The sequence below is a fragment of the Ruegeria sp. BH6 genome, from assembly GCF_056538105.1.
The window spans coordinates 120874-145870 of record NZ_JBQFSR010000003.1; the positions used below are offsets into that span (position 1 = coordinate 120874).

General features: G+C 56.9%; 28 protein-coding genes and 3 tRNA genes. 22 read left to right on the forward strand and 9 right to left on the reverse strand.

Annotation, left to right across the window (positions count from 1 at the left end; genetic code table 11):
• Nucleotide 1 precedes the first annotated feature (1 nt).
• Nucleotides 2-1231: a polysaccharide biosynthesis/export family protein gene (locus ACR0B8_RS08540; protein WP_480658398.1), complete on the reverse strand. Its 1230-nt coding sequence runs from the start codon at nucleotides 1229-1231 to the stop codon at nucleotides 2-4.
• Nucleotides 1232-1426: 195 nt separating this feature from the next.
• Here ACR0B8_RS08540 and ACR0B8_RS08545 point away from each other — a divergent pair, with 195 nt between their 5' ends.
• The 4 genes from ACR0B8_RS08545 to ACR0B8_RS08560 are packed head-to-tail and all read left to right on the forward strand — an operon-like array spanning nucleotide 1427 to nucleotide 5508.
• Nucleotides 1427-2665 (forward strand): oligosaccharide flippase family protein, encoded by a 1239-nt coding sequence (locus tag ACR0B8_RS08545; RefSeq protein WP_480658396.1) that lies wholly within the window; start codon nucleotides 1427-1429, stop codon nucleotides 2663-2665.
• Nucleotides 2662-3576, forward strand: coding sequence for a glycosyltransferase family 2 protein (locus tag ACR0B8_RS08550; RefSeq protein WP_226688873.1), 915 nt, complete (start codon nucleotides 2662-2664; stop codon nucleotides 3574-3576). Before ACR0B8_RS08545 ends, ACR0B8_RS08550 begins: the two co-directional genes overlap by 4 nt.
• Before the next feature lie 20 nt (nucleotides 3577-3596).
• Nucleotides 3597-4583: a glycosyltransferase family 2 protein gene (locus tag ACR0B8_RS08555; RefSeq protein WP_480658394.1), complete on the forward strand. Its 987-nt coding sequence runs from the start codon at nucleotides 3597-3599 to the stop codon at nucleotides 4581-4583.
• Nucleotides 4584-4596: 13 nt separating this feature from the next.
• Complete coding sequence (locus ACR0B8_RS08560) at nucleotides 4597-5508, forward strand: glycosyltransferase family 4 protein (protein ID WP_170359500.1); 912 nt, start codon at nucleotides 4597-4599, stop codon at nucleotides 5506-5508.
• A gap of 541 nt (nucleotides 5509-6049) precedes the next feature.
• On the opposite strand, the gene ACR0B8_RS08565 is transcribed toward ACR0B8_RS08560, so the two are convergent.
• A tRNA-Thr gene (locus ACR0B8_RS08565) sits at nucleotides 6050-6124 on the reverse strand.
• An 83-nt stretch (nucleotides 6125-6207) separates the two neighbouring features.
• On the opposite strand from ACR0B8_RS08565, the gene ACR0B8_RS08570 reads away from it, so the two are divergent.
• From ACR0B8_RS08570 to ACR0B8_RS08610, 9 genes are all read left to right on the forward strand, one after another.
• Complete coding sequence (locus ACR0B8_RS08570) at nucleotides 6208-6363, forward strand: hypothetical protein (protein ID WP_170350212.1); 156 nt, start codon at nucleotides 6208-6210, stop codon at nucleotides 6361-6363.
• 6 nt (nucleotides 6364-6369) lie between these two features.
• Nucleotides 6370-7638, forward strand: a complete 1269-nt coding sequence (gene murA / locus ACR0B8_RS08575) for a UDP-N-acetylglucosamine 1-carboxyvinyltransferase (protein ID WP_170350213.1) — start codon at nucleotides 6370-6372, stop codon at nucleotides 7636-7638.
• Nucleotides 7635-8111 carry a DUF2948 family protein gene (locus ACR0B8_RS08580; protein WP_170359514.1) on the forward strand — a complete coding sequence of 159 codons (477 nt, stop codon included), beginning with the start codon at nucleotides 7635-7637 and terminating at the stop codon, nucleotides 8109-8111. Before murA ends, ACR0B8_RS08580 begins: the two co-directional genes overlap by 4 nt.
• Nucleotides 8112-8630, forward strand: coding sequence for a GNAT family N-acetyltransferase (locus ACR0B8_RS08585; protein WP_170359516.1), 519 nt, complete (start codon nucleotides 8112-8114; stop codon nucleotides 8628-8630). It abuts the gene before it with no gap.
• A 60-nt stretch (nucleotides 8631-8690) separates the two neighbouring features.
• Nucleotides 8691-9989 carry a histidinol dehydrogenase gene (hisD, locus tag ACR0B8_RS08590; RefSeq protein WP_226688875.1) on the forward strand — a complete coding sequence of 433 codons (1299 nt, stop codon included), beginning with the start codon at nucleotides 8691-8693 and terminating at the stop codon, nucleotides 9987-9989.
• Nucleotides 9990-10081: 92 nt separating this feature from the next.
• The gene (locus tag ACR0B8_RS08595; protein WP_170350217.1) at nucleotides 10082-10561 is read left to right on the forward strand and encodes a UPF0262 family protein; all 480 of its coding nucleotides are present in this window, start codon (nucleotides 10082-10084) and stop codon (nucleotides 10559-10561) included.
• Between the two features lie 3 nt (nucleotides 10562-10564).
• Nucleotides 10565-11017 (forward strand): arsenate-mycothiol transferase ArsC, encoded by a 453-nt coding sequence (locus ACR0B8_RS08600; protein ID WP_170350218.1) that lies wholly within the window; start codon nucleotides 10565-10567, stop codon nucleotides 11015-11017.
• 2 nt (nucleotides 11018-11019) lie between these two features.
• Nucleotides 11020-11418 carry a ketosteroid isomerase-related protein gene (locus ACR0B8_RS08605; protein WP_480658391.1) on the forward strand — a complete coding sequence of 133 codons (399 nt, stop codon included), beginning with the start codon at nucleotides 11020-11022 and terminating at the stop codon, nucleotides 11416-11418.
• Entirely contained in the window at nucleotides 11411-12004 is a 594-nt protein-coding gene (locus ACR0B8_RS08610) for a GNAT family N-acetyltransferase (protein ID WP_226688876.1), read from the forward strand. The genes ACR0B8_RS08605 and ACR0B8_RS08610 overlap by 8 nt, the downstream gene beginning before the upstream one ends.
• A 93-nt stretch (nucleotides 12005-12097) precedes the next feature.
• On the opposite strand, the gene ACR0B8_RS08615 is transcribed toward ACR0B8_RS08610, so the two are convergent.
• On the reverse strand, nucleotides 12098-12418 hold the full coding sequence (locus tag ACR0B8_RS08615; RefSeq protein WP_170350221.1) for a hypothetical protein: 321 nt from the start codon (nucleotides 12416-12418) through the stop codon (nucleotides 12098-12100).
• A 306-nt stretch (nucleotides 12419-12724) separates the two neighbouring features.
• Between ACR0B8_RS08615 and ACR0B8_RS08620 the strand changes: the two genes are divergently transcribed.
• The 8 genes from ACR0B8_RS08620 (at nucleotide 12725) to ACR0B8_RS08655 (ending at nucleotide 18627) form a co-directional block, all read left to right on the forward strand.
• A complete protein-coding gene (locus ACR0B8_RS08620) occupies nucleotides 12725-13600 on the forward strand; it encodes a carbon-nitrogen hydrolase family protein (RefSeq protein WP_170359524.1) in 876 nt (291 codons plus the stop codon).
• Between the two features lie 91 nt (nucleotides 13601-13691).
• Nucleotides 13692-13910 carry a translation initiation factor IF-1 gene (gene infA, locus ACR0B8_RS08625; RefSeq protein ID WP_005978431.1) on the forward strand — a complete coding sequence of 73 codons (219 nt, stop codon included), beginning with the start codon at nucleotides 13692-13694 and terminating at the stop codon, nucleotides 13908-13910.
• Nucleotides 13911-13921: 11 nt separating this feature from the next.
• Nucleotides 13922-14500, forward strand: coding sequence for a Maf family protein (locus ACR0B8_RS08630; protein WP_170359526.1), 579 nt, complete (start codon nucleotides 13922-13924; stop codon nucleotides 14498-14500).
• Nucleotides 14497-15519 carry a ribonuclease E/G gene (locus ACR0B8_RS08635; RefSeq protein WP_170359528.1) on the forward strand — a complete coding sequence of 341 codons (1023 nt, stop codon included), beginning with the start codon at nucleotides 14497-14499 and terminating at the stop codon, nucleotides 15517-15519. Before ACR0B8_RS08630 ends, ACR0B8_RS08635 begins: the two co-directional genes overlap by 4 nt.
• Complete coding sequence (locus tag ACR0B8_RS08640) at nucleotides 15516-15698, forward strand: DNA gyrase inhibitor YacG (protein WP_170359530.1); 183 nt, start codon at nucleotides 15516-15518, stop codon at nucleotides 15696-15698. The genes ACR0B8_RS08635 and ACR0B8_RS08640 overlap by 4 nt, the downstream gene beginning before the upstream one ends.
• Before the next feature lie 79 nt (nucleotides 15699-15777).
• A tRNA-Phe gene (locus ACR0B8_RS08645) sits at nucleotides 15778-15852 on the forward strand.
• A gap of 423 nt (nucleotides 15853-16275) precedes the next feature.
• Nucleotides 16276-18024, forward strand: coding sequence for a DUF262 domain-containing protein (locus ACR0B8_RS08650; RefSeq protein ID WP_480658388.1), 1749 nt, complete (start codon nucleotides 16276-16278; stop codon nucleotides 18022-18024).
• Nucleotides 18025-18330: 306 nt separating this feature from the next.
• Nucleotides 18331-18627 carry a DUF6538 domain-containing protein gene (locus ACR0B8_RS08655; protein WP_480658386.1) on the forward strand — a complete coding sequence of 99 codons (297 nt, stop codon included), beginning with the start codon at nucleotides 18331-18333 and terminating at the stop codon, nucleotides 18625-18627.
• A 112-nt stretch (nucleotides 18628-18739) separates the two neighbouring features.
• Here ACR0B8_RS08655 and ACR0B8_RS08660 read toward each other — a convergent pair.
• The 6 genes from ACR0B8_RS08660 to ACR0B8_RS08685 all read right to left on the reverse strand — a co-directional run bounded on the left by ACR0B8_RS08660 (nucleotide 18740) and on the right by ACR0B8_RS08685 (nucleotide 23914).
• Nucleotides 18740-18816 (reverse strand) — tRNA-Met (locus tag ACR0B8_RS08660).
• 83 nt (nucleotides 18817-18899) lie between these two features.
• The gene (locus tag ACR0B8_RS08665) at nucleotides 18900-19874 is read right to left on the reverse strand and encodes an alpha/beta fold hydrolase (protein WP_170359613.1); all 975 of its coding nucleotides are present in this window, start codon (nucleotides 19872-19874) and stop codon (nucleotides 18900-18902) included.
• Between the two features lies 1 nt (nucleotide 19875).
• Complete coding sequence (locus tag ACR0B8_RS08670; RefSeq protein WP_226688878.1) at nucleotides 19876-21348, reverse strand: flavin-containing monooxygenase; 1473 nt, start codon at nucleotides 21346-21348, stop codon at nucleotides 19876-19878.
• 133 nt (nucleotides 21349-21481) lie between these two features.
• Complete coding sequence (locus ACR0B8_RS08675) at nucleotides 21482-21721, reverse strand: hypothetical protein (RefSeq protein WP_170359617.1); 240 nt, start codon at nucleotides 21719-21721, stop codon at nucleotides 21482-21484.
• A gap of 33 nt (nucleotides 21722-21754) precedes the next feature.
• The gene (locus tag ACR0B8_RS08680) at nucleotides 21755-22909 is read right to left on the reverse strand and encodes an aromatic ring-hydroxylating oxygenase subunit alpha (protein ID WP_226688879.1); all 1155 of its coding nucleotides are present in this window, start codon (nucleotides 22907-22909) and stop codon (nucleotides 21755-21757) included.
• 99 nt (nucleotides 22910-23008) lie between these two features.
• Nucleotides 23009-23914 (reverse strand): LysR substrate-binding domain-containing protein, encoded by a 906-nt coding sequence (locus tag ACR0B8_RS08685; RefSeq protein WP_226688880.1) that lies wholly within the window; start codon nucleotides 23912-23914, stop codon nucleotides 23009-23011.
• Nucleotides 23915-24462: 548 nt separating this feature from the next.
• Between ACR0B8_RS08685 and ACR0B8_RS08690 the strand changes: the two genes are divergently transcribed.
• On the forward strand, nucleotides 24463-24969 hold the full coding sequence (locus ACR0B8_RS08690; RefSeq protein ID WP_226688881.1) for a hypothetical protein: 507 nt from the start codon (nucleotides 24463-24465) through the stop codon (nucleotides 24967-24969).
• The last annotated feature ends 28 nt before the right edge of the window (nucleotides 24970-24997 follow it).

The following is a 24997-nucleotide window of genomic DNA, read 5'->3' on the forward strand; positions in this document are numbered from 1 at the left end:
CTTAGGGCGCCAGCAGCGCCGCTGCGCCGACGATGCCAACCGCGCGGGCGACCTCGGTCAGGCCGGTCACCTTACTGTCGTAGCATGCAATCGCATCTCCTGGCAGAACATAGGGGTCATAGTCATCGCGATCCCCACGTCGCAGCAGCTTTTCAATATTGCGTTCAATGACGATCGAGCTCCCGGTCATCGGGTTGCGGGTGAACAGGACCGCGCTGCGATTGGCATTGGTGGTTTTGGCCCCACCGACGCAATTGGTATCGACTACGGCCTGCAGGTAGCGCGTCCCATAGGGTACCTCACGCACGTCTCGTCCAATGGCCGACTCTGCGTTGCCGGTGGCAGGTTGCGTGAGGTTGGACATATAAAGCGTTACGCCGGGCGGGCTGATCGGGCTGGGACGCATCAAATCATCCTGGAAACACCCTCGGCTGTTGACCACGATCTGATCCCCGGTCAGCAGCATGATGTCGGTCGGATCCGAGCCTTCGAACACCCCGCGAAGGTCCATCCGGTAAATCGTGCCCTGCCGGTGCAGCTCAACCGCTGACAAATCCGCATCCGGGCGCACACCTCCGGACGCACGAATGGCGACCGAGAGGTTGCGCGCCTCGGTCGAGGCACCCAGTACGCCCTGACGCCCTCGATCCAGCGCGTCGCCGGGGATGCCTCCGATCTCGACCGAATGGGGTTCAAACACTGCGCCTTTCACGCCGACAGTGACCGAGGCGAAATCGCTGATGCGCGCCGTGACGCGCGGGGTACTGTCGTAGAACTGTGCGGCTACCAGAACCCGGGCCACGTCTCGCTCGACCTGCTCGGTCGTTCTGCCCTGCGCGCGCACCGGCGGCAGGTACGGCAGCTTCAGGTCGCCATCGCGGGACACAACATAGGTGTCGCTGAGAAGCTCATCCCCGTCGATGGTGATCTGCACCATATCATTGCGCGAAAGTTTCTCGCCCAGCAGAGGGCTAAGCGCGGGTTTAGACCATTTGGCAAAGGCGTTTGTGCCCTGATCCCCGGTCGGAGGCATACAGGCGCGCCCGTTCAAATGTTCCGCTTGCAGCAAGGGCGCATTTGCCCGGCGACGTGATGGGGCACGGTACTGCGCCTGATAGCTTTCGCCTTTTGCGACGGGTTCGATGTTGCGCGGGGTCTTCATGCTGCTGCAACCCGACAGAGCAATTGCGCTGACGGCCCCTAAAACCAAAACTTTAAAATGTCGTTTCATTTTGAACTCTCCTGAACTGCATCCACAGCTACAGCAGTGTCTTGATGTGCGTCAGACCGGCATCGGGATTGCCGTTTATCCCAATCGGATAGGTCGCTCGCCCGATGGTTCGTCTGGCTGTCCGCCCGCGTCTGGGACAGGGATGTCGCTGCCAATTAGAACTGATCCCAATACTGTTTTTGGACACTTGGCGACATGACTCAGCGATTGGCACATTCCAGTTTCCTGCGGCACCTGCTAGCCTATGCGGCGTCCGAAGTGGCGGCAAAAGCCTCACGTCTTGCGGTGGTCGTGGTTGTGGCCCGCACCCTCAGCCCCGAGGCAATAGGACTGGCTGCCGCTGCCCTCGCGGCAGGGGATATCCTAAAGGCGCTAACCGAGAACGGCGTGGGGCAGAGGATCATCCAAGCCCCGCAGTCCGAGCTGGAACAGCGCTGCAACACCGCGCATCGTATCTACTGGGTCTGGTGCGGGGCGCTGTTTTTGCTGCAGGTGATCATCGCCATTGCCCTCTATGCGATAGGGCACCAGACCCTGGCGCTGCTGCTCGCTATTCTGGCCGGAGAGTATCTGTTCATGCCCGCCGGCCTGGTGCAGGCCGCGCTTGCGATGCGTGAGGGCAAGCTACAAAAGACAGCCGCTGTTGCCGGAGGGCAGGTGGTTGGCGCAAATGTTATGGCCGTGCTACTGGCGCTGCTCTGGGCCTCGCCGCTGGCTTTGGTTCTGCCCCGATTGCTGGCCGCCCCGATTTGGCTGGTCCTGATGCGCCGTCTACGTCCCTGGGCATCAAACGCGAAGCGCGGGTTTGCCGCCCTTCGCCCGTTTGTTGGCTTCGGCTGGGCCGTTCTGGGGGTTGAGGTTGTCAAAGTTCTGCGTTTGCAGGCCGACAAGCTTGTCGTCGGCGTGATGCTGGGGGCCGAGAGCCTTGGCATCTACTTCATGGCTTTCAACGCTGGACTCGGCTTGGCGACATCGTTCACGCAGGCCTTTTCAGTCGTTCTTTTCCCACATCTTTGCGCAGCCCCGGACAAGACCAAGGCGCTGCGTCATGGGCTCGGTACGTCCCTCCTGGTGCTGTCCCCGCTGGTTTTGCTGCAAGCCGCCCTTGCGCCGGTCTACGTGCCGCTGCTGCTGGGTGCTGAGTGGCAGCAGATTTCACCGGTGGTCTCGGTCTTGTGCCTTGCCGCATTGCCCAGCGTCATCTGGTCCGCCGTGGCCGGCTGGCTGCGGTCCGAGAACCGCGCGATCACCGAGCTACGAGTCAGCACGGCCCTTGCATTCGCATTGATCCTCAACACCGCGATCATGGCCCCGTTCGGGCTGATGCCAGTGGCGATGGGATACCTGATGACCAGTGCTGCCCTCATGTTGATCGCCTCTTGGGTGCTGCTGCCTCGGGATCAAAAGACAACAGAGAGGTTCGGCTTCCAATGACCCGCTTTACCATCATCGTGCCGTTTCACACCGATGCGGACACAATTGCTGATACGCTGACCAGCATTCGCGCGCAAAGCTTCACGGAATGGGAGGCGATCTGCGTCGGCGACCGTCCCTCGAAGGCGTGCCTGTCTATCGTGTTGGATCACATTGCCCAAGACCCCCGTATCCGGGTCGCAAGCAGCCCCTTCGATGGCCCAAGTGCCGCCCGCAACTATGGGGCCGAACTGGCCAAGGGAGACATGCTGGCGTTCTGTGATGCAGACGATCTGTGGCACAAGGACAAGCTGGCGCAGCTTAACGAAGCCTTTCAATCCTCTTCGACGGATGCTGTTTTTGGGCAGATCGGGTTCTTCGCCGATCAGCTCGGAGATTCTCAGACATGCTCGACCGTTCCTAGCGCACCACTGAACATTCAGGACCTGTTGGCTGAGAATCCCGTCTGCACCATGTCGAATCTTTCGATCCGTCGCGAGGTCTTCAACGCCATTGGCGGGTTGGACACGAGAACGGTGCATAACGAAGATTTGGAGCTGTTAATCCGCCTCGTAGGCAAGGGGTTTACCGTCAAAGGGGTCAATCAGTTCCAGGTCTGGTATCGCACCAGATCCGGGGGCTTGTCCTCGGACCTGAACGCAATGCGCGCTGGGCGGGCCTATGCGGTGAAAACGGCTGCGTCTTTTGGCGTGTTCCCGTTGCGGTCGTCCGAGGCCGTCTATTTGCGCTATCTTGCCCGCCGGGCGCTGCGGTTGGGGCATCAGGGTCAGGCCCTGTCTTACACACGCAAAGGCTTGAGCCTGCATGCGCGCAGTTTCCTGCTGCCCCTGCGCCGAGGACTGCCTACCGCCGCAGGGGCCGCGCTGGCCCCGATCCTCCCGCAAGCGATCAAACGTGCGTTGTTTTCTTAAGAGTTCTGAAGGAGATCACCATGCCCACAGCATCCATCGTCGTACCCGCCTACAATGCCGAAGCAACCTTGGTCGAAACGCTCGCCTCACTGCAGGCGCAAACCTATGACGATTTCGAAATCATCATTGTCGACGATGGATCGCAGGACGCGACCTCTGAGATTGCCCGCGCGCACCAAGGCGACCCGCGCATACGACTTGTCGGGCAGGCCAATCGTGGGCTGGCGGGGGCCAGAAATACTGGCATCGCTGCCGCGCGGGGTACGTTCATCGGCTTTTGCGACGCCGACGATCTGTGGATGCCCGAGAAGCTGGCGGCTCATATTCACCATCTCAAGGCCGAACCGGATGTGGGAGTTAGTTTCTCCGGCAGTGCCTTGATCGACGAGGCGGGGTTCATGATGGGGATCAAACAAGCACCCCGCCTGAAGGATGTGACCTCAGCCCATGTTCTGAACCGCAATCCAATCGGCAATGGATCGGCGGCCGTTATTCGAAAGACGGTACTGGAGGCTCTGGCCTACCGCCCGAGTTTTGAGATCGAGCGGGATTGGGTCTTCGATGAGACGTTCAGGCAGTCCGAAGATATAGAATGCTGGATGCGGCTGATGTTGACGACCGATTGGCAGATCGAAGGCGTTCCGGGGCTGTTAACCTATTACCGGATCAATGCAGGCGGGCTGTCAGCGGCTTTGGACCGCCAGTTGGAGGCGTGGGAGCGGTTGGTCGCGAAGTTGCGCCCGATTAACCCTGAGTTTTTTGCCCAGCACGAACACTCAGCGCGGGCCTATCAGCTACGCTATCTGGCACGGCGGGCCATCACCAACCTCGACCGGGACACAGCTTGGGAGTTGTTTGCGCGAAGCGTCCAGGAAAGCCTCCGCCCGGTGCTTGAGGAACCTGTGAAGTCGTTCAGCACCTTCGCCGCGGCCCTTGTGTTGAAAACGTTTGGACCCGGCCCGATCACCCGGCTGAGGCAAATGAAATCCAAACTGCAATCGATTTGAGAGAGGCATCATCATGGAACAGAAAAAGGTCCTCCACCTGGTAGACGACACGACAGCGGGCGGCGTGATGCGAATGCTCGACCATCTTTTGGCGCAGTCAGATCTTTCCGGCGCGATCGAGCAAAAGGTGTTGAAGGTCAAACGGACCGCGTTTTCTTGGGGCAAACTGGATGCGGATGTCATCGTGTCCCACGTCGCACCAAGTTGGAGAAGCCTGCCTGCGTTCTCGGCCCTTCGCGCAATGCATGTTAATAATCGACTTGTCCATGTCGAACACAGTTACACCCGGGCATTCACCACCCTGAATGTCCCTCACAAACGTCGGTTTTTTGCGATGCTTCGGGTGATCTATTCCTTCTTCGATCAGTTGGTGGCGGTCAGCCATGCGCAGGCGGACTGGATGCAAGAACGACGCCTAGCTGCTTCAGAAAAACTGGCCGTCATTCCTCCGGCCGTTGATCTTGAGCAGTTGTCACGAAAGACGATGCCTCCCAAGTCAAAGACCACAATTGGCGCCATCGGGCGGCTTGAGCAGCAGAAAGGCTTCGACATCCTGATCCAAGGCTTTCGGTCAACCCGAACGCCAGGCGCGCGCTTGTTGATCTTTGGCGAAGGCAGTCAAAGGTCATACCTTGAGGCGTTGGCTGAGGGTGACCCGCGCATCGAATTTCGGGGTCACGCCAAAGATCCGGCAGAAGCTTATCAAGCCGTCGATATCATTGCGATTCCCTCGCGTTGGGAGGCTTATGGACTTGTGCTGGACGAAGCGCTTGCCGCGAAGCGCAATGTGATCGCCAGTAAAGTTGATGGGTTACGTGACCGTGAAGGAGATACAAGAGTTTCATTCTGCAACCTTGACCCTAATGATTGGCGACTTGCGATCAATAATTTTCTGCTTTCCGACACTATTGAGAAAAGCAGCTGAATCAAAATCTGACACTAGATCTTTGCCTTTTTGCTGAGTCATTCGCAGCAAAATCAATTGTGATTTCAAAGAAATTGCCTAAGGTCAGCTTTGCGTTTTGTACGCGCTTACTTAGCGCAATACATCTTGGTGTCCGCTTTGGACTAAGAGCGGTCATTGCCTTGTGCTAAGTGGATGGCGGCTCGGTCCGCACCTCGGACGTAGCTCCGCCTTGTGTGAACGTCCCCTGTCGGGCTGAAGCGGGCATTCGTCCCGAACCCCCAATTCGACAGCCTTCAAAGAACACCTAGAGCTTTACTTAAGAGAGGATGGTCCTTTGAAAATCATGCCCGCAAAGTCGGCGAGCCTCAATAGCACACGCAGGGCTGACTGAGGGGGTAGGCCGGGGGGCGGGTTCGTCAGTTAGGTGCAGCCTATCATCGAATGCTCAAGCCAATCGGCGCAACGTAGCCATCGGATGAGGAATCCCGTGCGATGGCCCCCATGTGGTCGCCTATCCCCTGTGGGGGCACGCCGACAATTCTATAAGCCTTTGATTTTATGGTGCTGCTGGAGAGAATTGAACTCTCGACCTCTCCCTTACCAAGGGAGTGCTCTACCTCTGAGCTACAGCAGCGCTGTGGGCGGGTGATTAGACGCAAACGAAACAGGGCGCAAGGGTCTCTGGACGGTTTTTTTCACCTCCTGTAGAGAAAGATTATGGCAGATAGAAATACACCCAAAAAACATGGCAAATCCGCGGACGCTCGGGAAGAGCGGCTGAAGGCGGCGCTGAAGGCGAATATGGCGCGGCGCAAGGCGCAGGCCAAGGCGCGCGCAAGCTCGGATAACGATGCCGAAAAGGACGAGGGATAAGAGCAGATGGATTCGATTCTGGTGACGGGCAATGGGCCGCTGAACGGTCAGATACCGATTGCGGGGGCCAAGAACGCGTGTTTGACGCTGATGCCCGCAACCTTGCTGAGCGAAGAACCGCTGACGCTGACCAATGCGCCGCGGCTGAGCGACATCAAGACCATGACACAATTGCTGCAGTCTTTGGGGGCTGAGGTGTCGTCTCTGCAGGACGGGCAGGTGATCGCGATGTCGAGTCATGATCTGACCAGCCACACTGCGGATTATGAAATCGTGCGCAAGATGCGTGCGTCCAATTTGGTGTTGGGTCCGATGCTGGCGCGGTTGGGGCAGGCGGTGGTTTCGCTGCCTGGCGGTTGTGCGATTGGCGCGCGACCCATGGACCTGCACGTTGAGGGGCTTGAGGCGCTGGGCGCTGAGATCGAGCTGAAGGACGGCTATCTGCACGCCAAAGCATCCGGCGGGTTGAAAGGCGCAGTCCACGAGATGCGTTTTGCATCCGTGGGCGCGACCGAAAACATCGTCATGGCGGCCACCTTGGCCAAGGGCACCACGGTTCTGAAGAATGCCGCGCGCGAGCCTGAGATCGTCGACCTGGTTGAATGCCTGCGCAAGATGGGCGCACAAATCTCGGGCGAGGGGACCTCGACCATCGAGATTCAGGGCGTTGATCGCTTGCACGGTGCAACCCACCAGGTTGTGACCGATCGGATTGAGCTGGGCACCTATATGCTGGCCCCGGCCATTTGCGGTGGTGAAGTAGAGTTGCTGGGCGGTCGCATGTCGCTGGTTAACTCCTTTGCTGCCAAGCTTGACGCGGCGGGTGTCAGCGTCACGCAAACCGAAAAGGGTCTGAAAGTGGCGCGCAAGAACGGGCGCGTGACCTCGGTGGATGTGGTGACCGAGCCTTTTCCGGGGTTTCCGACTGACCTGCAGGCGCAGATGATGGCGTTGATGTGTACGGCCGAAGGCACCGCGGTATTGGAAGAACGCATCTTCGAGAATCGCTTTATGCACGCCCCTGAACTAGTGCGCATGGGCGCGAATATCGAAGTGCATGGCGGCACGGCCACTGTTACAGGTGTGGATCAGCTGAAAGGTGCGCCGGTGATGGCAACGGATCTGCGGGCCTCAGTCTCGTTGATTCTGGCGGGTCTGGCAGCTGAGGGCGAAACTACGGTCAGCCGGGTCTATCATCTGGACCGCGGATATGAGCATGTGGTGCGCAAGCTGGAAGGCGTGGGTGCAAAAATAGAACGGATCAAGGGCCAATGACAGACGCAAGTTTCCACGACGGGCGCGAGGCCCCTCTGAATCTGGGTGCCGAGGATGCAGAGGATCTGCAGGTGATCTCGACCCTGGCGCAGGATGCGGTATTTCCTGTAACCGAGATAACATGGCAGCCCTCGCAGCGCCGGTTCGGCCTGCTGCTGAACCGTTTTCGGTGGGAAGATAAGGATGCCGCGACACGCCGTGATCGTCCGTTTGAGCGGGTTCAGGCGGTTCTGGTGTTCGATTCGGTGCTGTCGGTGGCCAGTCAGGGCATCGACCGCAGCGACAAGGACATGGTGATGTCCCTGCTGTCGATTGATTTTGAGGCAGGCGAGGACGGGGCGGGTCAGGTTTTGCTGACGCTGGCAGGGGATGGCGCCATCCGGCTCAAGGTCGAAGCACTGGACGCCACGCTCAAGGATGTGACGCGGCCGTACAAGGCCCCTTCGGGTCAGGCGCCGCATCACCCCGAATAAATGCAGAACAAGCGCGGCATTTCACAGGCATTCTCGCAGATTCCAGCTGGAGTATCCCTGCGCCGCGCAACCGTTTTTGATGTGTTCGATCTGAGTCGGGTGTTGATCCGATCGATCACCCAGCTTTGTGTCGCGGATCATCGGGGCGACCCACAGGCCATCGCGCATTGGACCGCAAACAAGGACCCTGCATCCATCCGGGGTTGGATCGTGGCGGGTGCGCACATATGGCTGGCCGAACATGCAGGGCAGGTTGCCGCCGTGGGCGGTTTGCGCGACGACGAAATCACGCTGCTGTACATCGACCCGGATCATCTCGGTCGTGGCCTAGGGACCGTCCTGCTGCACCGGCTTGAGAAAGACCTGATTGCCTCGGGTCAATTCGATGCCAGACTAGAGGCGACAAAAACCGCGCAGGACTTCTACCGGCGGCACGGCTGGCAGGCCACCGGGCAATGTGGCGCGCGTGGCGACGTGTCCTGTTTCGCGATGCGCAAATCGCTGCACCCTAAGGACTAAGGGTTGAGGCCAACTCATCCCGGCGATATGTCCCCATCAAACGCCCCGGAGTGCCTGATCATGCCCGTTTTCCTTGATACCACGTCGTCCGAGTTCGAAACCGCCTTTCAGGCGCTGTTGTCAGCCAAGCGCGAGGACAGCCCGGATGTGGATGCCACCGTGGCGCAAATCATCGATGATGTGCGCAGTCGTGGCGACGCGGCTGTGATAGAGTTGACCGCCAAGTTCGACCGGCTTGGGCTGACCCCCGGTACGTTGGCCTTTTCCGCCAAGGAAATCGACACTGCGGTTGCGCAGGTTTCGGATGCGGACCGCACCGCGCTGGAACTGGCAGCCGAGCGCATCCGCGCCTATCACGAAAAACAGATGCCCGAGGATCATCAATGGACCGACGAAGTCGGGGCGACACTGGGCTGGCGCTGGTCGGCGGTGTCGGCAGCCGGGCTTTATGTGCCGGGCGGGTTGGCCTCGTACCCCTCGTCAGTTCTGATGAATGCAATTCCGGCCAAGGTGGCGGGGGTTCAGCGGTTGGCTATTACGGTGCCAACGCCAGACGGGCAGGTGAATCCACTGGTCCTGTTGGCCGCGCGGCTTTCTGGAGTCGACGAAATCTATCGCATCGGTGGCGCGCAGGCGATTGCAGCGCTGGCCTATGGCACCGCATCCATCGCGCCAGTGGACAAGATCACTGGCCCGGGCAATGCCTTTGTCGCGGCGGCCAAGCGCCGAGTGTTCGGCAAGGTCGGGATCGACATGATTGCCGGTCCATCTGAAATCCTCGTGATCGCGGACAAGGACAATGACCCCGATTGGATCGCGTTGGATCTGCTTAGCCAGGCAGAACATGACGAAAGCGCCCAGTCGATCCTGATCACCGATGATGCCGCCTTTGGGCAGGCAGTGGCGCAAGCGGTTGAGAAGCGACTTGAAACCTTGCAACGCCGCGCCATCGCAGGGGCCAGCTGGCGCGACTTTGGGGCAATAATCACCGTGTGCGACTTGGATAAGGCCGCCGCCCTGTCCAATCGCATTGCGCCCGAGCATCTGGAGCTGTGCGTCGCCGATCCGGTTGGGTTGAGTGAAAAAACCATCCATGCGGGTGCGATTTTCCTGGGCCAGTACACGCCCGAGGCCATCGGCGATTACGTTGGTGGCCCAAATCACGTTCTGCCCACCGCGCGCTCGGCCAGGTTCTCATCCGGTCTCAGCGTGATGGATTTTCTAAAACGTACCACGCTCAGCCAGATGACGCCCGACGCGCTGCGCGCCATTGGCCCTGCGGCGGAACAACTGGCGCAATCCGAAAGCCTTGAGGCGCACGGTCTGTCGGTGACGGCCCGCCTCAACGGGCTGAATTGACGCAAAGACCTATGGCACATGGCGTTTCTGTGCGTTGCTCAATGAAAACCATTGCTATAGGTCTGTGCTGAACTGAACGGACCACACGCGACATGACCCGCATTTCACATATCGAACTGGATGATCGAAACCTGCCGCCGCCGACCCCCGAGATCGAGCAAGAGCGCAAGGTCGCCATCTATGATCTGCTGGAAGACAACAGTTTTACCCTTCCTCAACGGGACGGGCGCACGGCGCCGGACGGGCCGTATCACGTGCAACTGTCGATCCGTGAAAAACGTCTGGTCTTTGACATCGCCACCGAGGCTGAGGAAAAAGCCGCCGAGTTCCACCTTTCGCTTGGCCCGTTCAAGCAGGTGGTCAAAGACTATTTTCAGATCTGCGAAAGCTATTTCAACGCGGTCAAGAACCTGCCACCCAGCCAGATCGAAACCATCGATATGGCCCGGCGCGGAATTCACAACGAAGGCAGCCGCGTGTTGCAGGAGCGGCTGGAAGGAAAGGCGGATATTGACACAGACACCGCCCGCCGTCTGTTCACGCTGATTTGCGTGTTGCATTTTGGGGGCTGACGCGTGAAGCCTCTGCCGCAGTCGGTCCTATTTTGTTGCGACCACAACTCGGTCCGGTCTCCGATGGCCGAAGGTATCATGAAGAAATTCTATGGTACCGGCACCTATGTACAGTCTGCTGGCGTCCATAACGACCTTGAGATTGACGGGTTTTGCATTTCCGTTTGTCACGAGATCGGCGTCGAGCTGTCCCGGCATCGCTCGCGGTCCTTTGATGAGATGCAGGAATGGGGCGACGATCTTAGTTCCTTCGACCTGGTCGTGGCTCTGTCGCCCGCCAGTCAGCGTCAGGCGCTGGAATTGACACGGGTTTTTCATCTGGATGTCGATTATTGGCCAATAATGGACCCTACTGGACTGGGCGAGAATCGCGAACAAAAGCTACATCACTACCGACAGACCCGCGATCAGATCATCAAGCATCTGAAAGACCGCTGGGGCGAACCTACGGAGTGACCATGAACCAGACCGTCCAAACCTATTTCGATGCCTTCAACGCCGGCGATGTAGAGGGCATGTTGACCTGCCTGTCCGAGGATGTGGCCCATCACGTGAACGAAGGTCAAATTCGTGTCGGGAAAGAGAAATTCACGGCCTTTTGCGATCACATGAACCGCTGCTATCGCGAAAACCTGACTGATATCGTGGTTTTCGAGGCCAAGGGCGGCACACGTGCAGCGGCCGAATTCATCGTAAACGGCACCTATCTGGAAACTGACGAGGGCCTGCCCGAGGCCCACGGTCAGACCTACCGCCTGCCAGCGGGGTCGTTCTTTGACCTTAAGGATGGCAAGATCACCCGCGTCACCACCTTCTACAATCTTGCAGACTGGACCAAGCAGGTGTTCGGTGGCTGAGGTCACCGCCGTCCGCCCCCTGACCGGTGCGGTGCTAGAGGCCGCTCTGGACGACGTGGCGCGCTTGCGGATCGAAGTGTTTCGGGCGTGGCCCTACCTTTATGATGGTGATCTGGCATATGAGCGGAAATATCTGCAATCCTATCGTGACAGCGACAAAGCAATTGTCGTCGGCGCCTTTGACAGCGATCGCCTGATTGGCGCGTCAACCGGGGCACCGCTGACTGACCACGCCGACGATTTCGCGGCGGCGTTTGAGGGCACCGGTCTGGATCTGTCGCAGATCTTCTACTGCGCGGAATCTGTATTGCTGTCCGACTATCGCGGTCAGGGCGTTGGCCATAAGTTTTTCGATCTGCGTGAGGAGCATGCCCGCGCACTAGGTTTCAGCAAATGCGCCTTTTGCGGCGTACAGCGCCCGGCGGATCACCCGATGCGGCCCGAAAACTACCGGCCGCTGGACGCCTTCTGGCGGGCGCGGGGATATGAGCCGCTGCCCGGAGCAATCGCGCAGTTTTCCTGGAAGGATATTGGCGAAGAGAGCGAGACGCTGAAGCCGCTGCAGTTCTGGATACGGGATATCTAACAGATGGCGCTGACCCGTTAGCATGTAGTAATCCCGCAAATTGGCCGGCCTTTCCGATCTTCAGGGGAAACTGTTGGTCGCCAGAACGAAGTGCTATGCCTTCTTTTCCCACCCTCGCTTTACGCCAGCCAAAATTGCTGGTCCTGCTTCTGCAGTTGGCACAATTTCCATGATGTCATTGTGAAAAAGCGGCCAGAATTGCGCACAGATCCCGATTACTTCGGCTTTGGAGTCCGCCTCAAGGAGAACATAGCCCTCAGTATTGCTTATCCAACCTGTGAATTTGACTGGGCCTTCCCCTTCCACAAGTTCGCTGGCATCGCCGACCATATCGGTCCACGCAGCGATCTCCCCCTCGCGGTCTTTTGGCCATGCCGCCGCCGAGCAAGTGAAGTGATTAATGTAATGAGGCATGTCAATTTCTCCCGTTATGAAAAACCCTAAGCATCAGTTGAGTGTTGCACAGTCTAACACCGCCAGATTACGCGCCGGTAAGGTGCTTTACAATTTTGCCGACAGCGTCCGATTTGACAGCTTGGTAACGTTGCCGAAATTGGTTAATGCAAATCTGGACAGTAATGCAGGTTTATTGGGTCGTCCAAACCAACTCCGTACTGGGTAACTTGCGGGCTGGCGCGCTTACTTTTGGTTCAATTGAGCTGTACAGGCTATCCATTTGCAATCTACTGTCGTGTGACCAAAAGATTTGGGTTTCAAAAAATGAAAGTCGCAACCGCTGCCTATAACCTCGATTGGCTCGACAGTTGGGCGCAGTATGAGGACAAGCTAGGCCGCTGGGTCTCAGACGCCGCCGGACAGGGGGCTGAGTTGCTGGTCTTTCCTGAATACGGTGCGATGGAGTTGTCGACATTGGATGGGGTCGACGTCGCGGGCGATCTCGAGCGTTCGATCCGGGCAGTGTCTGATCGGATGGAAGCGGCGCAGGTCCTGCATCAGCGTCTTGCGCAGGAATACAAGATCTACATTCTGGGCGCGTCGGCCCCGATTGTGGATGGGCCGGGCCGACCGGTAAACCGTGCAGCACTCTATGCGCCCGATGGTGGGCAGGATTATCAAGACAAACAGATCATGACCCGCTTTGAGCGCGAAGACTGGGATATCGCGCCGGGCGGACCGCTGAAACTATTCGATACCGCGTTGGGCAAGATCGGCGTGTTGATCTGCTATGACAGCGAATTTCCCCTGTTGGGCCATGCGCTGAGCGAGGCCGATCTGATCCTGGTCCCCTCATGTACCGAGGCTTTGGCAGGCTATTGGCGGGTTCGGATCGGCGCGATGTCACGGGCGCTGGAGAATCAATGCGTTACGGTGATGGCGTCTCTGGTCGGGGACAATGACTGGTCCGAGGCGGTGGACAAGAATACCGGCACCGGCGGCATTTTCGGCCCACCCGACAAGGGGTTTCCTGCGACTGGTGTGTTGGCGGAAGGCGCTTTGAACCAGCCGGGATGGACCTATGCGGATATCGACCTTTCAGCAATTGCCGAAGTTCGCACCGATGGGCATGTTCTGAACCGCACTCATTGGGAGGAGCAGTCGCCGCGAGTCGATTCCGTCACATTATCGCGCCTTTAGGTGATTCTGGCCTTGAAATAAGCCCAAAATGGGCTCATTTAAGCGCACATCCCCGTAGATTCTGCGGGTGCAACGTAATGATGGAGACAACATGGCCAAGGAAGATACGCTCGAATTTCCCGGTGTCGTGAAGGAACTCCTGCCTAATGCGACGTTTCGGGTCGAGCTGGAAAACGGCCATGAGATCATCGCACATACGGCAGGCAAGATGCGCAAGAACCGCATCCGTGTTCTGGCCGGCGACAAGGTTCAGGTCGAGATGACCCCTTATGATCTGACCAAGGGTCGGATCAACTACCGCTTCAAGTAACGCCTGCCGCAATGGCGTTTATCTTAGGATCGGGCAGCCCACGGCGGCTGGACCTGCTGGCCCAGCTTGGCGTGCAGCCCGATGCAATTCGCGCCCCCGACATTGACGAAACGCCTTTGAGAGGCGAATTGCCAGTGCCTTACTGTAATCGTATTACGCGGGCAAAAGTGCAGGCTATTCAGGCGGATAGCGATGATGTCACCCTGTGTGCGGATACGACCGTCGCGCTTGGCCGTCGCATTCTGGGCAAGCCCGAAGATGCGGGGCAGGCGGCCGAATTCCTACATGCGCTGTCCGGTCGGCGGCATCGCGTGATCACTTCGGTCGCTGTGCGACGTGGCGATCGGGTGTTGCAACGTGATGTGGTCTCGCAGGTCAAGGTCAAGCGCCTGTCGGACGTTGAAATCAATGCCTATCTGGCAACCGGAGACTGGCAGGGCAAAGCAGGTGCTTATGCCATTCAAGGTCCGGCCGGGGCGTTCATTCCCTGGATTTCAGGTTCGTTCACCGGCATCGTAGGGCTACCCCTGTCTGAAACTGCCGCCCTTTTGCAGGGTATCGGCTATCCTTTGTATCGTGAGGTGTCATGAAGGGCCGCACCATCGTTCTGGATCATATCGACAACCGCGAAGCTGCCGCCTTAATGGTGGATGGCAAGCTGGATGATTTCCTGATCGCAGGGGGTGCCCCCGCACCGGGCACGATTTATCGCGCCCGTGCCGACCGCCCCGTCAAAGGGCAGGGTGGCATGTTCCTGACAACTCCCGACGGTCCGGCCTTCTTGCGGCAGGTGAAGGGATTGGCCCCGAGCACCCTGATGCTGGTGCAGATCACTGGCTATGCAGAGCCGGGCAAGGCGCTGCCAGTCACAGATCGCATCCTGTTCAAAAGCCGCTATGCGATTGTCACACCCGAAGCGCCAGGTCTGAATATTTCACGCTCAATCCGTGACGAGGACGAGCGCGACCGTCTGCTTGAGATTGCGCATGAATGCATGGACGGCAGCACTTATGGCCTGATTCTGCGCTCTTGTTGTCTGGGTGAAGATGCGGGCGAGATCGCCGAGGATATCAACGCCATGCTGGCCCATGCCGATCAGGTTTTGAATGATCCGGGAACCGAACCCGAGCTGTTGTTGGAGGGCGATGGCCCTCACGTTCTGGCCTGGCGCGACTGGACCGACCCGGCCGAAGTGGTGACGCAGGACGGAAGCTTTGAAACACAGGGCGTGTTAGATGCGTTGGACGAGGTGCGCGGTATTTCCGAGCCGCTTCCGGGCGGCGGGCACTTGTATATTCAGCCCACACGCGCCTTGGTCGCAGTGGATGTAAACACCGGATCCGACACCTCAATGGCCGCCGGAACCAAGGCGAACTTCGCCTGCGCCAAGGTGTTGGCACGTGCGTTGCGCGTGCGGGGTCTGGGCGGGCAAATCACCTTGGACCTTGCCCCAATGCCCAAGAAAGATCGGCGCGGTTTTGAATCAGCCCTGCGCGCCGCGTTCAAGGCAGATGGAATTGAAACCACCCTGGCGGGTTGGACACCATTGGGCCATTACGAACTGCAACGCAAACGCGGCCGTATTCCACTGACGGAGGTGTTGAAATGAGTTGCCCGATCTGTGGTGAAGACACGGTAACCAAGTTCCGCCCCTTCTGTTCAAAACGCTGTGCTGACCTCGATCTGGCCAAGTGGTTGAACGGCTCATACGCGGTTCCGTCGCAGCGGGAAGAGGACTTGGACCCCGATGGATCCGAAGGTCAAACCGAGCAATCGCGTCCACACTGAAAAAATCTAAAAAAGCCTCTGGACACTGCCTGTGGCAAGTCATAGAAGGCCTCCACCCAACGATGAACATCGTTCCCGTGCCCGGGTAGCTCAGGGGTAGAGCAGTGGATTGAAAATCCTCGTGTCGGTGGTTCGATTCCGCCCCCGGGCACCATATCTCAAAATTTTAATCTTTAATATCAAAGGCTTACATGGCGACCTTTCGAAAAACAGCCGAAAATGTGTAGCATAACTGTAGCATAATCGGTTCCGAAAACGGTTGTGACTTCAAGGGATTAAACCGAAATGTGAATTTCGGCGCGACAAGTGTAGCATGAAATCCGTTTTTGGAATGTGTTTTGACTTGTGAGTTCGATGCCCAAACGTGGAATCGAATTCGATGTAAGGCTTGAACAAATGAGAATGAAACTCGCAATTAAGCGACAGGGTAATCACTCTCTTAGCGCACGCGACCACACGCTATTTGCGTGGGCCATGAGCTTGGGCTAGGTTGCGCTCAACTATCAAGCCAACAGTCATGTAGAGGATTGAATGAACGGCTTGAATTAAGAAACACCAAATTTTTGGGGCAGATTACGTGACTAGGCTGACTACGAATTCGCAGGAAACTTCTATAGGCGATCTACTTTCTATTGGGACATCATTGTACTTGATACCCTTCTTTCAGCGTGAATACAGGTGGGCACCCGACAAAGCCAAAAACCTACTCCAAGACATATTGAATGTTGTGGATGGACAGAGTGATAAACACTTTCTTGGTGCTGTAATTGTACATGGAAGACGGGCAAACCCGACCGACCCAAAAGTCTTTGAGGTAATTGATGGTCAGCAACGTCTTACGACCGCATTTTTGTTCCTTGCTGCTTTGGTGAAGGTCTTGTCTTCAAAGGGAGAATATGACCAAGCGGCGAGCTTGACCCAAAACTACTTGCAGATTGGCCGGGACTTCAACAAATCAAATCTTCGTATCCATTCAAGCCGATTGGATCGCTCGATGATGGGAGCCGTTATAGAAGACCTGAAGTCTGATCAGAAATATATTGATGCACTTAAACCCTATGACCTGAATCCGCTTCCATCTTATGGCGCAAATCGTGGCGCTCTGCGAAACAACTACAATAGGTTTAAGCGGTTTTTTTTGGAAGAATATGACCAGGGAGGCATGGATCGAGTTCAAGCAATTTATGGCGTCTTCCTGAATGACTTTACAGTGGTTCAAATAGACGTACTTGATCCAACAGATGGGCCTAAAATCTTTGATAGCCTGAACTCAAAACAAGAACCGATGCGCATCAGTGATCTCGTACGCAATGAGATATTCAGGAAAATATCGGATGAACCTCCAGAGAAAATTGAACGAATAGACGAGGAGGTTTGGCAGCCATTTTTTGCTCGATTTGAGCACAATGGGGTCAATAGCTTCGAAAGGTTTCTGTTCCCTTATGCACTAATATCCGACCCAAACTTAAAAAAGTCGGAAGTCTTCTTTTACTTGCGACAGCATTGGAATGCCGAAGATGATCCTACCAAAATCATTGAAGCGTTTGATGAGTATCGCAGACCGTTTCTCGACACTTTGCATGGAGAAAACGAATGCCAATTCTCTCCCGACCTCGCGACCCGTTACACCAGACTTTCAGCTCTGGGCGCTCCGAGTTCCATCTTGCCGTTTACAATGCGCCTCGGCCGCTCAGTAATAAATGAAGAAGTTTCCGAGAGCTCTGCTGTAGAGATATTGGACATTGTTGAGAGTTTTTTGGTTAGGAGAGCGTTGGCCGGGCACGAACCAACAGGCCTTCATGCCGTATTCAAGCGACTTTGGGCTGATCTAAAGGGGAGCATCTCAGGCTCTACAGTCACGGTAGCAATCAGCGACCACAAAACGGTCGTATGGCCTGATGCGAATGAACTGAAGCGGGCTGTCGCATCCAGACCGCTATATGGTTCGGCAATCACACCGTATTTCCTAATAGAGTTTGATTCCTCAAGAGGCGGAGATGAGCTTCACTGCGTTGAAACTATCGAACATGTTCTACCGCAAAAGCCAGGTCCAGAATGGAAAGCTGCTTATGGAGAAAAACACATAGCAAACGACGTTGATGCCCTTGCAAACCTCTTGCCGTGTACGGGGAAGATGAACGCTTCAATGGGTAACCAGGCGTACTCGAAGAAGCAGGAGCGGTTCGCAAAGGATTCGAAGTTTAAAAGCACACGTGAGTTCGCCGAAAAGTTCGCTACATGGAACCACGAAGAGTTCGAACTCCGTTCGAGTGAACTTTCAGATTGGGCGGTTTGCAGATGGCCGCATGAAAAGCAATCTAGCTAAAGCCGGGCAATTCCTGATGCGAAAAGCTTCACTAAAATGACGCAAGTCCGATTCTGGGGTATTCCCGGCTAGCCCGTTCCTAGAAAAAGTAGCTACAGAGTTATGCTACAGCTTTGGATCGTATTGGCTTTGCTCATGGAGTAGTTTGGTTTGGAAACTGTAGCATAAGTGTAGCATAATTAGTGTAGCATGACTTCTAAGTCGTTGTTTTTAATTGTGAAAAGAATCCGCCCCCGGGCACCATTCCCAAAAGGTAAGCTACTGTTTCCCTTCAGCTTTAACTGGAGCTGACCAAGGGCGTAGTACATGCTGGAGAACAAAACCGTTCCCTTCTCATTTGTGAAAGCAGGGGTCTTCTACTTCACGCGACGGGTCCCGAAGGACCTCGATCACCACTATACCACCGAAAAAATATCCTTCTCGCTGCGGACAATATCAGCGGCGGTCGCAAAGTCCCGAGCGCAAAGAGCTGCTCAGCAACTGGATGAACACTGGTATCACCTGCGCATCCAAGACGTAGACCTACCGGGCAAGCATCTTCTGAGGATGTTCTGCATGCTGACTGACCGAGGATTCGATCTTATAGACAGGACAATCAGTTAGGTCCGCGTTAGAATCCCTTCCGCCGGGTTGCTGTCCCATTGCGGTCCCGGTGGATAACCTGCAGAGAGGATTTTGGCCACAGGACGTAATGTCTTTATCTCTAAGGGGATTTTGGTAGCGGAGGAGGGACTTGAACCCCCGACACGCGGATTATGATTCCGCTGCTCTAACCAACTGAGCTACTCCGCCATGAGTGAGAGGCGATTTAAGCGAGGGGCTGTGGCGGGTCAAGAGGGAAAACACGGTCAATGCCGAATTCTTTTCCACGCCGTTCAAACCGTCTCGGGCGCCGCCTTGGTTTCGAAATACTTGGTTTCTGCGATCTGGCGGATGAATGCGGCGCATGTGTCCGGTGCCGTGATCAGGATCATATGACCTGCCCCGTCAATCCACTCGTTTGACAGGCCGAACTGGATCATTGGATCGCCGTGCGCGTGGGCTGCAAGTATAGCGTCCTGTGTGCCGTATAGAATGCCGCCGGGTACGGCTAACTCCTCATAGCGGGCGACCTGCGCCGCCATGCTGTCATCAATCCCCACAACGTCCTGCGATCCGGTAATGAAGGCCGACGGGCGCAGTCCAAGCGCACCGCCAGCACGATCCAGAAAGTCCGCAGGCGCAGGGTCGGGGGCGAAAACGACGTCCAGAGTGTGTGGTGCAGTTTTGGCGGCCACGGGTACAGCGATTGTGTTGCCGATCAGGCTGCGTAGCCATTCCGTGCGGATTTCCAGTGGTTTGAAAACCTGGGGTGTCGACGGCAAAACTTGCGTCAGAGGGGCTAGCAGAGCCAGGGCCTTGATCTTTTCTGGGTGGTCCAGCGCCATGGCCAACGACACCGCGCCGCCCAAGGAATGACCCACAAGGACAGCGTCGGTGACGCCCTTGCTGTCCAGAAACTCTTGTATCATGCGCGCCTGTTCGGGCAGACGGCCCAGATCGGCACTATCGCGGGTCGAATAGCCACAGCCGGGCCGGTCCACTGCGATGACGTGATAGTCATCGGCCAGCATGTCGACCAAGGCATAGGTGAAATGCTGCAATTGCCCAGCCAGCCCGTGGATCATGACAAGGGTCTGCTTCGACGGATCGCCCTTTTCCACATAATGGATGCTGCCGCCGTTCACGGGCGCGATGACCCCAAGCTGCGGAACTCGGATTTGGCCTTGGCGAGTCAGTTTGCGGGTCCACAGTTTCATGCCGACAAAAAATGCGACGATCAGCAGGGTGATGGTTAGAAGAGTGGTCATGTCAACGATCTCCGGCTGGGGGAGGGGCAGGGTGATATTGTTCCAGCCCGGATCGGGCCATGCGCTTTTCATACTCGGATACGGTGCCGGGCCAAAGCGTCGTGTTGCGGCCTTGGGCATCCTGATACCACGAGGTGCAGCCGCCCGCTTGCCAGACGCTGTCTGAGTGGCGGTCCTGCATTTCCTGCGTAAAGGCTTCTTGTTTCGCGGCGTCAGGTGTGATGGCCTGTAAGCCGTTGCGCTGCATCTGATCCAGCACCCTGCCTATATGGCGGACCTGTGCTTCGATCATTAGCACGACCGAGTTATGGCCCAATCCGGTATGTGGCCCCAACAGAATAAAGAAGTTCGGAAAACCTGCGATGGCAGTGCCCAGATTGGCCTGCATCCCATCGGTCCATGCTTGGCGTAGGGTCAGGCCATCGGTTCCGGTGATGTCCAGACGCTCGACCACGTCCGTCACATGAAAGCCTGTGCCCCAGATCAATACATTGGCCTGGGTCCGGCTGCCATCCGCGGCGATGATCTGATCTCCCTCGATTGTCGCCACCCCGTGCGGGATTACTGTCACGTTGTCCCGCGCAAGGGCCGTGTACCAGTCATTCGAACTGAGGATACGTTTGCATCCAATCCTGTAGCCAGGGGTCAGGCGTTCGCGTTGTTCGGGGTCAGTTATCGCTTTCTCCAGCCCGTTTCGCCACATCTTCATGGCAAAGTTGACCATCCGCTCTTCACCCCGAAACACACGGTGGCGATACTCAAAAATCCAGTAGATCAGTTTGCGGCGTATCCGGGGCAGGATGGGGATGCACCTATAGAGGCTGCGAACCCACGGTGCAATTGGCCCGTCGGGGCGGGGCAGGACGTAGGGCGCGGTCCGTTGGAAGATGGTGATTTGGGCCGCCGTTTTCGCAATTTCAGGCACAAACTGAACGGCTGAGGCACCGGTGCCGACCACCGCGATGCGTTTACCCACAAGTTCCACGTCGTGATCCCATTCGGCAGAATGGAACTTAGGCCCGGGAAAGCTGTCAGCACCGGGTATGTCGGGCACATCCGGTAGATGCAGTGCCCCAATGGCCGAGACTAAAAAGCGCGCCGTCCAGTGCTGCCCGCCCTCGGTTTCCACCTGCCATTGGTCGCCGTCCCAGCGCGCGGATTTCAGTTGCTGGTGGAAATGGCACAGATCGTACAGGCCCTCATCCCGGCAGATCTTTTGCAGATACGCCTGAATCTCGGCCCCACCGGCATAGGCGCGGCTCCAGTCCGGGTTCAGGTGCGTGGCCATCGAATACAGATGCGAGGGAATATCGCATGCCACGCCGGGATAGGTGTTTTCGCGCCATGTACCGCCGATATCGCCCGCTTTTTCAAGGATGGCGATATCGCTGATTCCACGTTTGCGTGCCTCGATTGCCATGGTCAGCCCCGAGAACCCGGCACCAATGATCAGCATTTCCGCGCTGTGCGCCATGCACCTGCCCCTCCCAAAGCAACCGTGACGGTTTCATTTGACTATAGGGGACCTAAGACGTCTGAACAGCTTCCCGTGGGGTCACATAGAGTTTGGATAGCCTGGCGCGATTCGCCCTGACGTGACACCAATCTTAAAATTCGAGACGATGTGCCCGACCATGCGCGACAAGGCGTGCATTAAGTGTCTCGGCCTCGGGCGCACCGGATTCTAGCGCGAAGACAAAGGCGTGGGTTAGGTAAAAACAAGCGGCATCAATATCCTGTGCCGCCTCGCGCTCATCCGCAGCCATCGTGTAATAGTGGATCAGGGCAGCATGATCGTCCTGCTCATGGGCCTTTAACAGCAGGCGATCCAATTCGTCTTTTTCCATTGGACCTCCTGCCAAAAGGTGCCGGCCGAGAGGTTATTCCGCCCGTCCGTTTTCGATCTGCGTTGCTACCCAGTGATGGAAGTTGTGGGTCGGCCCGTCCATTGCGGGTGAAAACCGTCCGCCATCGAACAGCACCCCGTGGCGACCCTTTTGCATACCTTCGACAACAAAGACATCTTCTTCGAAAATGGCCCGCCACTGTTGTGCGTTTGTGGTGCGAAGCCCGTCCAGATGCGGCGTGTCCTCAACGCTTTTGGCATAGTACAGCCGGATATGTTCGACGGTGTTTTCGTGGTCGACCGGCTCAAGTAAGATTGCAAAGGCATGGTCGCGCTGCACCCCCAACAGGACGTTCGGGTATAAGGCTACGTATTCCGCGCCTTCATCCCACTTGTCACTAAGGTCTTCAAAATCGGGAAAGGTGGTGCCGTCCTGATCCTTTAGCTGCCGGTAGACCAGCGTGCCCTGACCGGAGTAATGCCCGCGGACTTCGATGTTATAGTGATCTTCCAACCGGGAATAGCTGTTCAGGCCGGGATGCACCCAAGGCAGGTGATAGCTTTCGCAGTAGTTCTCGACCGCCAGTTTCCAATTGGTTTTGACCTCCAGCTTGAACGAGGCCATCTCGCCGCCGTCATGCAGGGGTTGTTCGAATTCCTTCCAACGATCCAGCAGGGCACCATGGGCATCCTGAAACTCCGGTGCGTTGCCGTCTACGTTCACAAAGATCACATCGCGCCAGACATACGACCGGACACGCACCAGCCCTAGATCATTGTGATCGACGTTTTCGTGCTTGTTCTGACCGGGGCCGCCCACATGCGGGGTAGCGCGCAGCTCACCTTTCAGGCTGTAGCACCAGCTGTGATAGGGGCAGCGGATCGCGCCTTCGATCTTGCGGGGCGTATCCACAAGGATCATGCCGCGGTGGCGGCAGGTGTTCTGGAAAACCCCGATCTCTCCGTCGCGATCACGGACGATCAGTAGTGGCATGCCCAGAAAGTCGACCGGTTTTGCATCGCCTACCTCGGGGACATCCAGACCAAACCCGATCCCGGACCAATTGGCAAAGAGGACCGAACGCTTTTCTTCGGCAAAAACAACCGGGTCAATATAGTGTTCATTCGGCAGGCCATTTGCGATGGTCACATCGTTCAGAACGGATGACAGCGCGCTGTGCTTGTTCATCGGGCTCTCCTGTGGGTTGCTAGATGCGTTCTTTTCCGTATTGGCGGATGGTGTAGCCCTTTCTCAATATCAGAAAACCTCACCACTGGGTGATCTGATCTAAACTGAACCGTCCTGAACCTCTTGAATGATCCATGATTTTAAGGCACGGGCGCTGTCCGAGAGGTCTTCCTCCGGGCGGCCAACAATGTAGAATTGGTTGGGCGCAGTCAGATAGTGCGGGCCAATGGCGACCAGCTTTCCCGATTGCAGCATCGGCTGGATCAGCCGTTGCCAACCCAGCGTCAGCCCAGCCCCCTTGCGCGCCAATTGCAGGGCAACCGAATAGCTGTTCACCCTAGAGTCAATCGGGATCGTGCCCACATATCCCAGTTGTTTGAACCATTCCGGCCAGGTGGTCCAAGTGCGGTCTTCCGAGGCCATGTGGATCAAGCGTTCGGCTGCCAGCGCGTCGAGGTCAGCACCAGCCAATCGTTCCGCGACCTCGGGGCTGGCGACGGGGATCAGGTGATCGCGGAACAGGGGCGTATGCGTCAAGTTCGGGTCGGGGTCGCGCCCGTAGCGAATAAAGAAGTCCACATCCGGTCGGTCCCGAAAAGGGCGATCCTGCGACAGCTGGTCCACGTTGACGTCCGGCATTTCGCGCCAAAATCGGATCACGGCGGGCGACAACCACAACGCCGCCACTGCCGTGGTCGATCCGACCGTGACCTTGCCGCCAGATTTGCGGTCACGGATCGTTGCCAGAACTTTCGAGATACGCCCGAATGACGACGACAGCGCCTCGTAAAGCGCGTTGCCGTCTTCGGTCAGATCGACGCCGCGATGCTTGCGCTGGAACAGCGTGGTTTCCAGATCGCCCTCCAACGCCTTGATCTGGTGGCTGACCGCGCCCGGCGTGACCGACAGTTCCTCGGCTGCGTTCTTAAAGCTCAGATGCCGCGCGGCGGCCTCGAAGGCGGACAAGGTGGTCAGGGGCGGCAGGTTATAGTGGCGTCTGGACATGATGATTTGGGAAGCATTGCCTGATTTCAGATGAGCTCTCTTCATCCGAGTATTGGGCTTTTTATCGATGAAGGCCAGAACCACGTACGTAGCAAAATTGTGTGTCGGTCAATTTGCTGGATAGGCGCGGTGAAATGTGGCCGTAAGCGGCGGGGGGAGCTGCTCTGCCCATAGGCGAGCCCGGTTGGTCAGGCGCTCACCCCCTGGTCCCGCTCGTACCCCCTCGTTAAATTCAAACTCGTAAACTGATCAGCAGGATTAGGTATTCATAGATGCGGAAATGGGCATAACTATTACAAGATCGTGTCAGTTCTATGTATCTTTCGGTCGAAACCGCGCAATTTGCCCCAATCTTAATGTGCATGTTTTCAACATACCTGCTGGAAATTACATCCTTTCCGCCAGTTATGTTTGTGTTAAATAGCTGGTCGTGACATTTTTATTTCGCCAACAAAGGGATGTTTTCTGCAAAAAATGGCGTTAAATCGCATTCGGATTTCCTTTAGAATTTCCATGTCCTCATTAGACTTTAATGCTGGAGGACATCTATGAATTTGGAATCCCACGAAGCCGCAACTGAGATTGCGCCGCGTGTCATCTCGATCGCAAAGCGCGAGCGCGAGATATTCCGGGCATCCAAAGCTGCCGAGGCCGCGTTTGAACAGGTCGCCTGCGCAGCCAAAGATGGCGCCGCAGTACATGGTGAGTTGCAGGACCGTGTCTTTTCCATTTTTCGCTGGTATTTCCTGTCAGCCTTTTGCACCCGTATGTTGACGGGCGCTGCGCATCGGCTTGAGCATCAGACCTTGCAGGTTTCGATGGATATTTTCAGTGCCGTCAAAATGGTGCTGACCGATAGTGAGATTGAACGGTCGATGGCTTTGGTCAGCGTCGAGCACACGTCGCCGACGATAGTTCGGGCGAATGACATTGGCAGTCGGGGGCATACTGTCGGATGGGTTGCCGCAGGGCTGCATGAAAAGGGGCGGGAATTCCCTGGTGAGATTCAGAATGCGCTGGCCGGTGCACTGGCAGCGTCGTCCCGGATCAACTGACCGCTGCGCAGTTATCCCAACGTCAGCG